The sequence below is a fragment of the Gilvimarinus sp. 1_MG-2023 genome, from assembly GCF_030548285.1.
The window spans coordinates 1-238 of sequence record NZ_JAUOSC010001649.1 but is presented as its reverse complement, the minus strand read 5'-3'; the positions used below and the strand labels follow the sequence as shown (position 1 = coordinate 238).

1 protein-coding gene is annotated in these 238 nt (G+C 56.3%); it reads right to left on the bottom strand.

The genetic code is table 11. The features are described from left to right. Nucleotides 1–238: PepSY domain-containing protein (locus tag Q4563_RS22390; RefSeq protein WP_303606114.1), on the bottom strand; the 238-nt coding region annotated here is incomplete at both ends.

Here is a 238-nt window from a genome sequence, read left to right as displayed (position 1 = left end):
TTCTTGGGCTTGTGTCTGAGTCCAGTCCTGCACCACAGGTTCCGCCCCCCACTGACGCACTTCTTTAAAAGCCGCCCCCCATACCAGCGCCCAGGGTAAACCTGAAACTAGCAAAAACAATGTGAACGCGCTGAGACATACGCCGATAACAGCGTGCAAATCACGCCAAAACACGCGGCCGCTTTTGCTCAATCTTGGGTAGAGCACACCCCCCATACCTTTCGCGCTACGCGGCCAC